We start from the raw sequence: 11233 nt of genomic DNA on the forward strand, positions 1-11233 counted from the left end.
CGCCGCCTGTGGCGATTAAAGGGCGCGGTACAACATCGCGCCTGGGGCCGGCACCGACGCTGCCATGACTTCGTCGGGCAATCCGATGGTCAGGAACCAGCTTCCTTCGATAGCGTGCGCCTGGTCGCCCCGAAGCCACGGCAGGGGCACTGCGTCGAGTGATCTGCGCCCGAGCAGCAACCCGCTGCTGGTCGATGCGTGTTCGGCAGCGCGCAAGCGCGCCACCTTTTCCTCCTCGAAGGTCCACGCAGCCACGTGGGTGGACTCACCGAACTCCTGCGATTCGCGAACGTCGCACACCCAACGCGACAGGTTGCACAGGTGCGGGCGCATGCGCGCGCTCATCGCCGTCGGCTGGCTCAGCAGCAGGCGATAGGCCTCGCTCTCCACGACCCGTGCATCCCGCATGCCGTAGATCGTGAGGTAGCGTGGCGCCGCGTCATCGCTCAATCGCCGATAGCGCCGGCCCCACAGCATCCCCGGGACCGTCAATCGCTCGGGCACGTGCTCGTTCGCATGCCACGCGTTGTATTCGGCATCCATCTCGGGCGTGACGTCATTCCACAGCGCCAGCACGGCACCCGCGCCCGTGGTGTCGTCATTCATCGTGCGGTTCCGGCTTCAGAAGCACCTTGCTCGCCGTCTTCGCGTGTGCCAGTGCGAATCCCTCGGCAGCCTGTGACAACGGCAGGACATGGCTGACCATCGGGCGCATGACGGCATCCATCTCGCCCAGCAATTCGAGGGCAAGGGGCCAATCGGATTCGGGCGGACGAAACGAACCACGCAGCTGCTGCTGGTTGCGCACCATCGGTGTCAGGTCCAGCGTAAGCGGGCGGGCATGAATGCCGGTGACAACGACAGGGCCATTGCGCCGCAGCAGCGCCAAGCCTTCCGTGATGGTCTCAGGCACCCCCGTCGCTTCGAAGACGACATCGAAGGGCTCGCCGCCCGTGTGCAAGTTGCAACCCTCGGCGAGCGACTGAGTCGCCACATCGACCAATGCCTCGAAACCCATGCGGCGCAAGGCATCGAATCGGGCTGCGTCGTCGAAGCCGCTGACCACCACCTGCGTGGCGCCTGCCCGGCGCGCCAGGGCGGCGATCCCTTGGCCAATGGTGCCCGGGCCCATCACGAGCACGCGCTTGCCCGCCACCTCCCCCGCGATGCGAAGCGCCTGCATCGAAATGGTAAGCGGCTCGGTGAGCGCGGCGAGTTCGTCACTCACGCTGTCAGGCACTGGCACGCAATTGCGAAGGGGCACCCGGACCCACGCTGCAAAGGCGCCATCCCGTGTCATCCCGATGCCACGGCGCTTTTCACAGCCGTCGTGGTCGCCGGCGGTGCACGCGGCGCAGACGCCACAGGTCACCGAAGGACGAACCACCACGCGCTGGCCAGCCAGGGGACCGGTCTGCGCGACCCCAACGAACTCATGCCCGACCGTGACCGGAATGCTCTGGGTGATGAAAGCATAGCTGGGCGTCCAGTCGTCCACGTGCAGGTCGCTGCCGCAGATGCCGGTGGCGCTGACCTTCACCAGCACATCCGTGGAATCGGCTTCCAGCACGGGAATCGGTACGTCCACCAATTCGAGGCCTGCTGCCGGGCGAGTTTTGCGCAATGCTTGCATGGTGCTTGATTCCGATGTCATTCGATGCTGATGCCGACCTTCTTGATGATGGCGCCCCATTTGAGGCTCTCATCCGCAATGAAAGTCTTGAACTCGTCGGGCGAGCCGCCACCAATGATCAATCCCTGCTTGGCGAAGGCCTCGCGCACGCCCTTGTCCTTCATCACCTCGTTGACGTCGGCGTTGATGCGGCGCACCACTTCGGGGGGCGTCCCGGCTGCGGTGAAGAGGCCGTTCCAGGCCAGCGCTTCGAAGCCGGGATAGCCCGACTCGGCGACGGTCGGCAGGTCCTTCATAGTCTCGGTGCGCTTCAGGCTCGTGACCGCCAGCAGACGGATGCGACCGCCTTGAATCAGGGGCAGCAGCGCCGGCGCCACGGTGAACAGCGCCTGCGTCTCTTCCGACGCCACCGAGATACCGGCAGGGGGCGAGCCGGCAAACGGGACATGCGTCGCCTCGAAACCTGCGGTGCTCTTGAACAGTTCCATGGTCAGGTGCGAAGAGCTGCCGGCGCCGACGGAGGCGTAGTTGATCTTGTTGCCCTGCTTCTTTGCCCATGCAACGAATTCGGGCAGGGTCTTCGCAGGATGACTTGCCGCCACCGCCAGAACGTTGGGCTGGGACGAGGTGAGCACGATCGGCAGCAAATCCTTGGCCGGGTCGTATGCCATCTTCTTGTACATGTGCGGGCCGAATGCGATCGGCCCGTTGAAGCCGATACCCAGCGTATAGCCATCGGCGGGGGCCTTGGCGACTGCGCTCATTCCCAGCATGCCGCCGGCACCCGCCTTGTTGTCGACCAGTACCGGCTGCTTCCACCGATCCCGCAGCTTGTCACCCAGCGTGCGGGCGATGAAGTCGAGCGAGCTGCCGGCCGGTGCCGGCACGACGATCTTGACCGGCTTGGTGGGCCAACTTTGGGCTGACGCGGCCAAGCCAAATGCGCAACCCGCAAGTAGGGCGAAGGCTTTCTTCATGTGTGTGTCTCCATTCGGTGGGCGGCGCATCTGCGCCTGGAATGGACGAATTCTGGACGACCAAGTTCGATATTCCAAACACCGATAGGCTATGGTATTGATACCTCCCACGTATGGAGATTTCATAACCATGGAACTAAGGCATTTGCGCTACTTCGTGGCCGTGGCCGAAACTGGCAACCTGAGTAGGGCCGCAGAAAAGCTGTTCATCGCGCAGCCGCCGCTCTCGGTGCAGATCCGGCAACTCGAAGAGGAAATGGGCACGGCGCTCTTTGTGCGCCATCCCAAAGGCGTGCGCCTGACGGCAGCCGGCGAGTCCCTGTTGCCGGAAGCGCGCTTTCTGCTGGACCGCGCGGCGCGCATGAAAGAGTCCGTGACGGGCAGCGCCAGCAGTGGGCACCTGGCGCTCGGCTTTGTGCCCTCGGCCAGCAGCACCTTGCTGCCGAACCTGATTCGCCATCTCAAGAAGGCGCATCCGGCTCTTCATATCGAATTGCGCGAGATGATCAGCAGCGAGCAGGCCGAGGCGGTGGCTGCGGGTCATCTCGATGCCGGGATCGCGCGCAGCAAGCCGCACCACCCACGCCTGACCGTAGCGGCTCAGATGGCTGATCCGTTCTGCCTGGCGCTGACACCTCAGGAGGCCCGCCGCGCCGGCAACCCGGTGGATCTGCGCGGTTTTGCGGACCACGATTTCGTCGCCTTCACCCGGCACCGAGGGCCCGCGTACTTCGATCAATCCATCTACTTGTGCGCCAAGGCCGGCTTCAGTCCGCGGATCCGTTACGAAGCGAGCACGGTGCACGGCGTGCTCGACCTGGTCGGAGCGGGTCTCGGCGTTGCCTTGGTGCCAGCCTCGTGCGCATTGCTTGGCGCCGCGGGAACCTCGTTTCGCAGCCTCCGAGGTGCCGGCGCCGGCGAGTTCCTCGTGTTGCTGCAACGCAAGGCCGATTCGAACCCGATCTTGCCCATACTGGCAGATGCGGTCCGTACCAACTTTGTGGAACTCAAGCATCGCATGGCGGAAACGCTGGGCGGTTGATCGCATCATGTGCGATGCCCGGCGTCAGTATCGGGAATCGGGGTGGACTGCGCATTTGCAGAACTGCTTGCAGTCTCTCGCAAGTGCGTCGACGACTTCATCGCGGAGGACAACTCGGTCCGAGTGGTCGATGCCTTCGTCGACGAACTGGACTTTCAGGAACTCGGGTTCGAAGGTATTCGCTCCGCTTGCACCGGTCGGCCCCGTTATCACCCGGCCGTGCTGCTCAAGATCTACATCTACGGCTACCTCAACCGTATCCAGTCTTCAGGCGCGACAGCGGCAAGGGCAGCCGCCCCGGGGGATCACTGCCGTGTGACGGTGAACGTCCGGCCGTCGCGGAAGCTGCCTTCCATCGTCTTGTCGTCGACCTTCTTCATCTTCAGGGTGTAGTCCTGCCCGCATCCAGCCATGCCCTTGGATGGCGACATGGCGAAGGCGACTCCTTCATCGCTTTTCGAGACGTCGAAGGGGATGGGGTTGCCGTTGCACGGGTCCTCGCGATTCATGCGCGAGGTCGCCATTTTCCACGTCCCTTGCTCACCTTTGATCGCGACCTTGGCCTCCCGGCCCGTGCCGTTCGGCGCATTCCACTTCGCAACCCAGGCCCCATCGAGTGCTTCGGTTTGAGCGTCGCAGTTCAGAGCTGTGAATGCGATAAGACAAAGCATCGGCATCCGGTTCATGGTTTACCTCGCATTGGTCGGTTGAAGGGGTTGGGGCGTTCGCCATGCGCGTTGTCGCGCAATGGTTCTCACCTGTCATCACACATCCTTGCATTGACGGCGCCCGCGATCTGCGCTTGCGTTTGAGCGGGGGTGACGGTCACGACCAAGTTGACGTCTGCCGGCTGGGGCGCCTCCGGCCCTGCCATCGCCAATCATCCCGGCGAGCGGAAGGGCGTGATCTAGGCAATGGTTGGCTGCCGTTTGTGATCGGTGTGCCGCCATCGTGTGCCCGTGCATGCGTGAATCGTCAATGGCCATTTTTGGGATGGCCCGGCAATCAATCAGCCTTACGGTCCGGCTCAACATTTGAAGGAGCCTACGATGTCGATTGAACTTGCCCCGTGCCCTCGTCCCCAACTCGAGCGGAGCTTGAGCGCCGCTTCCAGAGCCCTCGGCCTATCGCTGGCCGGCGCCATGGCCCTTGCCCTGAGTGCCTGCGGAGGAGGCGGAAGCAATGGCGGGTTCATTCCCTCCGGATCATCGCCCGCTCCATCGCCCGCGCCTGCGCCTGCGCCTGCGCCTGCGCCTGCGCAGGTGTCGATCTCGGGCGTCGCAGCTTCGGGATCTCCGTTCAACAACGCGACCCTCACGGTCGTCGACAAGACGGGCGCCACGGTATGCAACACCACTACGGACGCCCAAGGCACATACACCTGCAAGCTTCCGACCACCACCGTCTTCCCGCTGGTGATCACCGCGCAGCGTGGCACCGAGAGCCTTTACAGCGTCAGCGTCAACGCCTCGGGCGGGCGCATCAACGTCACCCCGATCACCAGCATCGTGGTCTCCCGGCTCTCGCCCAATGGAGACCCTGCCGCGCTCGCCGCAGCCATCGCCGCGGGGACCGCGGTACCCGATCAGGCAAGCGTGAGCGAGCAGGTGGCGGAGGTGATGGCAGCCCTCAAGCCGCTTCTCGACGTCCTTGGAAGTACCGTCGATCCCATCACGGGAACATTCACCGCTGATGGCACAGGCCATGATCGTGTGCTCGACTCCATCGATGTGACGGTGCGCCCGGATGGGACCACAGCAAACATCGAGATCACGCTGCAGGCGATTCCTTCGGCCAACGAGCAGCCGATCTCGGTCAACTTCAGGAGCTCCGACCCAACTGTGCCAGCGCTTCCCCCCGTGACGATCGACCAACTGGCCAAACCTGGGGTCGGGGAGGCCATCAATGCCCTCCTGGCCAGGCTGACCCAGTGCTATGCCCTGCCACTCTCCAAGCGCGTAAATGCGCCGAGTGACACCGGAAGCGTGACCGGCACGGCAACGGACGTCATCTCCCCACTTTGCAAGAGCGCCTTCCTGGGCAACGATCCGGGCCAGTACCTGTCCAGTGGCAGCCGTGTCGGGCGCGATGCGTCAGGTGCCGGATCGTTCAGCAGCCTGTTCCGCTCGAACGCCACCGGCGTGATCTTCGACCAAGGCTCCCTCGGGCACTACCGCAGCAACGGCGACGTCATCCTGCGCTACCACAGCCTCAATACGGCGGGCTCGGGGTCGTTCGACACGCTCGCCGCGCGCTACGAAGGCGACGAGTTGAAGCTGATCGGCAACCAGTACATCTACAACGCGAGCGTGCGCCCGCAGATGTCGCGCCGGGAGTACGTCAATTCCGCTGGCCTCGATTGGGTCGGCGTCGGATACAACGTTTTCGCCAACAACCTGATCGCCAACGGGCAGTCGGTCTTCTCGAAAGTCGAAGTGACCTCTCCCACAGGCAAGGTCTATACGCTTCTTCCGGTTCCCGGCAACTCGTACCTGGCCATCGCCATCAACGGCGTCGTCACGTCGCCGACCTCCGTGGTCCTGCTCAATGGGAAGTTCCTGAACGGAGGCGCGGGCGATCCGCGCACGCTCGAGCCGGCACTGTTCGTGGACTCCACCGTGTTCACGGACGACCAGATCATCAAGATTCCCAACCAGGGCGTCTGGCGCATGGAGTTCTTCCACGTCAACCAGAGCACGGCCAACGTGGTACAGAGCTACAAAACGGAAAGCCGGCCGCTGACAGCAGCCGAGGCCAATGCGCGCAGCCCGTTCGTTTCGCTGACGTCCGGCATGCGTGCTCTTCTGATTCAGCGCACCTCGACAAACGTCAATGGTGTGTTTGTCTACGGCGCTCCGAGTGCGACCACACCCAACGTCTTCGACTTCAGCAACAACGCAGCAGACGCATGGACGGTGCCCGCGACCGCCGTCGGACCGACGCTGGTCAGCGTGTTCGGACGCGGACCGTTGATCAACAACGTACGCACCAACTTCAATGACGATCTCTCGATCGCGTCGAACGTACGCACCGCGACCATCAACTGCACGCCTCAGAGCTCGGGCGATCCTCATTGCGACACAGCGACAGGGGTCACCCAATACGCCCAGAACTCATATGTTTCGACTCTGCAGCTTGTCTCGCGTACAAGGGATCAGATGGACGCCTTCTCCCTCTGGGCTCTCTACAAGCCGGCGCAGTAGCCTGGCAGGACCAACAGTTCCACGGCACGCCGCGCTCGCGCGGCTGCCCTTCAAGGCCTCGCGCTTTTTGGCGCGGGGCCACTTTTGCTTTTGGAAAGGGGGAGCGCTGAATTGCGCGAGGCACTGCGCGGCCGTTGGCGCCTGGGATCTACCCAATGCGGAGGAGAAAATTCCCTGACCTCTCAAGTCAGAAAATTGACGCAACTCCGCGACCAGATGTATCGTCAGTCCACAAGAAGAAGCCTTTTGTACTAACAAAGAAAGACGGCGGTGAAACCCTTGCCATAGGGGTCTGACAACCGTTTCACAGGCCCACGAGGCCAGGAGGGGTTGCCGTGGAAAACACGCTTGTACTCAAGCGGGCGCTTGACGCCGCTCGTCACTTGTCCGACCCCACGCCGCCCTGGTGCGACTTCATCCGCAGTTCGGCCGAGCTCATGCGCGGCTACGGGGGTGGATTTCTATCCCTCGAAACCGGGAAGCCTGTCGAGCTCCAGGAATTCGGCGTCGACAGTTCCGCAGTCACCGAGTACATATCGCATTTTCACCGCCACGACATTTTGGTGACGGAGGGCGGCGCCTTCAGGGCTCCGGGCACTTGGCTGGATACCCAAAAGGCCCTCCAGCGCGTTGGCGAGCGCAACAGCGCTTACTACCACGACTTCATGCGAAAGCACCGGATGAACCAGATGGTGGTGCTTGTACTCGAGGAGAACGAGCGATACGCGACAACCATCAACTTTCAACGCGATCACGTGGAGGATACAGATCAGTTCCTCGCCTCGGAACCGATCGTGACTTTCAAGAAAGCCATCCAGGAAGCGCTTGCCAAGAGGCGCGAAAGGGCATCGCAATGGATTGTCTCGGCGGAAGCTGTGCTCAGGGGTTTTGGCGAGGCCATGTGCCTTGTCGACTCAGGTGGGGTGGTCTTGCACGCCTCCCCGTCGGCTGGATCCCTCCTGGAGGGAAACTGCTCCCTGCGAATCAGGAATGGGCGTTTCTGGCATCCCTCCGAGAGAGTGCGAGACCTGATCTCCTCGTCATTCGCAAAGGTGGCCCCGGGCAAGAGCTGCAAGATGCTGTTCCCGGGCGAGCGAGGGAGAACATGCCTGTTTGAGACAAGCATCGCCGAGCAGCCTTATCGCCTCGACTCCCGATCGCTTTTCGTCGTCCGCCTCCGGCCGGGAAGGGCCAAGGGGGATCTTTGCCTTGACGCACTCTGCACTTCGATTGGACTGACGGAGGCTGAAGCCGCCGTCCTGCATGCGCTGGTCTCCGGCGAGAAGGCCGCAGACATTGCAGCCGCCCACGGAGTCACCATCAATACCGTACGAAAGCAGATTGCGACGGTGATGGAAAAGGCGGGCTGTACGCGACAGGTCGATCTCGTGCGAACGGCTCTTGCCGCTACCTGACAGCGCAATTGCGGATCTCCGGAACCTCCATAGCAAAAATGATGCTTTGGGGTGGAAGACCCAATTTCTTGTCGCATGACCGCACCGTCCGTGCGATGCTTGCGCCGTCCCGAAGATCGGAGTGGGCAGCACCGACCCGTCGGTTCGCTGTCATCGAACGGTTGTTCAGAGGTTTGGCGCGATGAACGACGTGGAGCAGTGGCTGCAAGGTCTGGGCCTCGGGGTCTACGCGCAGGCGTTCGCCGAGCAGGGGATCGAGTTCGACCTGCTCGGCGAACTTGGCGACGATGATTTGAAGGTGCTTGGCGTGGCCGCGCTCGGTCATCGCAAGCGGCTGCTGCGCTCCATTGCCGCGCTGAACAGCGGCGCCTCGCCCTCGCAGTTGGCGGCGTCCGTGGAACCGGTCGCCGCGGCATCGACGGCGCCTCGCGATGCCGAGCGCCGGCACTTGACCGTGATGTTTTGCGACATGGTCGGCTCGACGGCGCTGTCGGGTCGGCTCGATCCCGAGGACCTGCAACAACTCATTCGCGGCTATCACGAGATAGTGGCGTTGGCGGTCGCACCCTACGAGGGCCATGTGGCGCAATTCCTCGGCGACGGCGCGCTGGTGTACTTCGGCTATCCGCAGGCGCACGAGGACGACGCGGCGCGCGCCGTGCGCTCGGCACTGGGTATCGTCAAGGCGCTCGATGCACGGCGGGCTCGGGGCGACATCGAACTGCAGACCCGCATCGGCGTCGCCACCGGGCTGGTCGTCATCGGCGAGATTGGCACGGGCACGGCAGCCGCCGAACGTTCGGCCAGCGGCAAGACGCCGAATCTCGCGGCGCGCCTGCAGGCGCGGGCCCAGCCGGGAGAGATCGTGCTTGCCGACGACACGCGCAAGCTCGTCGGGGATACGTAGGTGCTCGAATCGTTGGGCAGGCTCGCTCTCAAGGGCTTCGCCGAGCCGGTCGAAGTGTGGCGCCTGGTCGGCGAGCGCAGGGTCGCGACGCGCTTCGAGGCGCAACACATGCAGGGCCTGGTCGAGTTCATCGGCCGCGACAGCGAGCTCGCGCTGCTGCACGAGCGCTGGGCACTGGCGTGCGATGGCGAAGGCCAGGTCGTGCTGCTGTCGGGAGAGGCCGGTATCGGCAAGTCGCGCATCTGCCAGGTCTTGCGCGAGCGGCTTGCCGGTGAATCGGTGGCCACGGTGTTGCTGCAGTGCTCGCCTTACTTCAGCAGCAGCGCGCTGTACCCGGTGGTGCAGCATCTGGAGCACGCCGCGGGCATGGCGCCGGCAGATTCGCCCGGGGATCGCGCGCACAAGCTCGAGCGCCTGGCCGGCCCGCTGCCGGCAACCTCCCTCGGTTGTCTTCTACGGCTGGTGGGCTTGCCCGATGGTGGCCGCTCCTTGCCTGGCAGCGCCTCGCCGCAGGAGGAAAAGGCGTACACGCTCGAAGCGCTGATCGATTTGCTGCAGCAATTGTCCGAACAGCAGCCGGTGCTCTTCCTGGTCGAAGACGCGCACTGGATCCTACAAGAGGTTCACCGAAGGCTTCGACTATCCAGTTCTGATCCGGGCACGGGCGGTGCTCGAATGCCGCGGATGATCAGCGGCGTGCCTGAATCCATTGATTCGGAATCGCGCTGCGATAGCTGGTCATTGCGTGCATGAAGGTCCGCTCTCTACCGACCCGACCGTCGGCAACGGGCCCCCACGCGACTTCCGGGCACTACAACGAGGTGAGCCACCGGGAATGGCAGAAGAGAGGCGGTTTGCAGGCACTTGCGTTCGTCGAGCTGAAGGACCGCAAACGCTGCGGTCCTACCGTGCGACGGCCGATGCCGACAGGCAGAAGTAAGCAAAGCGACGGTACCTTCTACATCTGCGTGCCGCCGTTGCGATACATTCGCCCGCTTCACTATCCACCGAAGTGCCCATGCCGCGCCCGATTCTTGACGAAGCCCGCATCCATCCCGACATCCGCGGCAAGATCGCCGAGCACCAGCAGGGCATCGTGCGGGAGGTCATGCATGCGGTGGACACCAACGACGTGGTGGTGGTCGGCATGGGGTTGAATCCCTTCCCCAAGAAAGCGCGCAAGGCGCTAGAAGCCGCTGGCCAGCCGTTTCGTTATCTGGAGTACGGGAACTATCTCAACACCTGGAGGGAGCGCAATGCGCTCAAGATGTGGACCGGCTGGCCCACATTTCCGATGGTGTTCGTCAAGGGTACGCTGATAGGCGGTGCCTCTGATTTGCAAAAGCTGATCGACAGCGGCGAGTTGAAGGAAGCTCTGGCGCGAAGCGCCGGAGCCTGAGTTGAGCGGCTTGCCGCTTCTGCACGCGGTGCTTTGCGACGGCCTCGCGGCCTCGTCGCGGCGTTGGCTTCGAATCCGGCGTGGCAAGATTGGGGCGATCTCGTACCACCCGGCTCGCGATTGACGTTGTGCAGCCGCGGCTGCTTGGACCGGTTCGCATCGAGCCGGCGCGCGAACGTCAGCGCGACATCGAATCGGTCGCGCTTGCTGGTCAATATAGAATCCACCGCTTCCTGAAATGCCCAGGTGGCGGAATTGGTAGACGCACTAGTTTCAGGTACTAGCGAGTAACATCGTGGGGGTTCGAGTCCCTTCCTGGGCACCAGAGCACTGATGAAGCCGATCAACATCGCGTTGGCCGGCTTTGTTTTTTGCAGCTGCCAGATGAAGAGCGCAAGGCTGAGAGGTTTCAGTTCCGGAACGAGGACAGCGTGCCATGTTCGCACAGGTGCTGCGACAAAAGTTGCTCAAGCCGCCTCAGTGACTCGCTCGCTACGTGTTGTTGCGCAGCACTTTCAGCGCTACCCGAATCGAAATTGGGCCGCCGCAGGCAAGCGGGTCGCGCCGGAGGCGGGCGTACGTTCGGGTTCTAATGCGAGCCATGAGTACGACCTACCGCATGCCCGGGGCAGTTTTGACCGAGCGCGAGCACTCGGT

General features: G+C 63.3%; 11 protein-coding genes, 1 tRNA gene and 1 pseudogene. 9 read left to right on the forward strand and 4 right to left on the reverse strand.

Features of this window, described 5'->3' with window-relative positions; genetic code table 11:
* Window positions 1-15: 15 nt before the first annotated feature.
* The 3 genes from BLW05_RS18815 to BLW05_RS18825 are packed head-to-tail and all read right to left on the reverse strand — an operon-like array spanning window position 16 to window position 2610.
* Entirely contained in the window at window positions 16-606 is a 591-nt protein-coding gene (locus tag BLW05_RS18815; protein ID WP_093164948.1) for a DUF4286 family protein, read from the reverse strand.
* Entirely contained in the window at window positions 599-1693 is a 1095-nt protein-coding gene (locus BLW05_RS18820; protein WP_256330374.1) for a zinc-dependent alcohol dehydrogenase, read from the reverse strand. Before BLW05_RS18820 ends, BLW05_RS18815 begins: the two co-directional genes overlap by 8 nt.
* Window positions 1651-2610 (reverse strand): Bug family tripartite tricarboxylate transporter substrate binding protein, encoded by a 960-nt coding sequence (locus tag BLW05_RS18825; protein ID WP_093164951.1) that lies wholly within the window; start codon window positions 2608-2610, stop codon window positions 1651-1653. The genes BLW05_RS18820 and BLW05_RS18825 overlap by 43 nt, the downstream gene beginning before the upstream one ends.
* Window positions 2611-2740: 130 nt before the next feature.
* On the opposite strand from BLW05_RS18825, the gene BLW05_RS18830 reads away from it, so the two are divergent.
* Window positions 2741-3652 carry a LysR family transcriptional regulator gene (locus BLW05_RS18830; RefSeq protein ID WP_177142717.1) on the forward strand — a complete coding sequence of 304 codons (912 nt, stop codon included), beginning with the start codon at window positions 2741-2743 and terminating at the stop codon, window positions 3650-3652.
* 63 nt (window positions 3653-3715) lie between these two features.
* Window positions 3716-3922: pseudogene (locus BLW05_RS36815) on the forward strand (transposase); the annotation flags it as partial.
* A gap of 35 nt (window positions 3923-3957) precedes the next feature.
* Here BLW05_RS36815 and BLW05_RS35430 read toward each other — a convergent pair.
* Complete coding sequence (locus BLW05_RS35430; RefSeq protein WP_143044855.1) at window positions 3958-4338, reverse strand: hypothetical protein; 381 nt, start codon at window positions 4336-4338, stop codon at window positions 3958-3960.
* Window positions 4339-4749: 411 nt separating this feature from the next.
* On the opposite strand from BLW05_RS35430, the gene BLW05_RS18845 reads away from it, so the two are divergent.
* From BLW05_RS18845 to BLW05_RS36290, 7 genes are all read left to right on the forward strand, one after another.
* Window positions 4750-6855 carry a hypothetical protein gene (locus BLW05_RS18845; RefSeq protein WP_177142718.1) on the forward strand — a complete coding sequence of 702 codons (2106 nt, stop codon included), beginning with the start codon at window positions 4750-4752 and terminating at the stop codon, window positions 6853-6855.
* Between the two features lie 335 nt (window positions 6856-7190).
* Complete coding sequence (locus BLW05_RS18850; protein ID WP_093164957.1) at window positions 7191-8270, forward strand: helix-turn-helix transcriptional regulator; 1080 nt, start codon at window positions 7191-7193, stop codon at window positions 8268-8270.
* Window positions 8271-8391: 121 nt separating this feature from the next.
* Entirely contained in the window at window positions 8392-9177 is a 786-nt protein-coding gene (locus tag BLW05_RS18855) for an adenylate/guanylate cyclase domain-containing protein (RefSeq protein ID WP_143044858.1), read from the forward strand.
* Window positions 9178-9285: 108 nt separating this feature from the next.
* Complete coding sequence (locus BLW05_RS18860; RefSeq protein ID WP_143044859.1) at window positions 9286-9930, forward strand: AAA family ATPase; 645 nt, start codon at window positions 9286-9288, stop codon at window positions 9928-9930.
* 265 nt (window positions 9931-10195) lie between these two features.
* Window positions 10196-10576 (forward strand): glutaredoxin domain-containing protein, encoded by a 381-nt coding sequence (locus BLW05_RS18865; RefSeq protein WP_093164961.1) that lies wholly within the window; start codon window positions 10196-10198, stop codon window positions 10574-10576.
* Between the two features lie 240 nt (window positions 10577-10816).
* A tRNA-Leu gene (locus tag BLW05_RS18870) sits at window positions 10817-10901 on the forward strand.
* 8 nt (window positions 10902-10909) lie between these two features.
* On the forward strand, window positions 10910-11233 hold a 324-nt coding region (locus tag BLW05_RS36290), incomplete at its 3' end, for a hypothetical protein (RefSeq protein ID WP_218135193.1).

The sequence above is a fragment of the Variovorax sp. YR216 genome (assembly GCF_900107745.1).
Lineage (GTDB): Bacteria > Pseudomonadota > Gammaproteobacteria > Burkholderiales > Burkholderiaceae_C > Variovorax.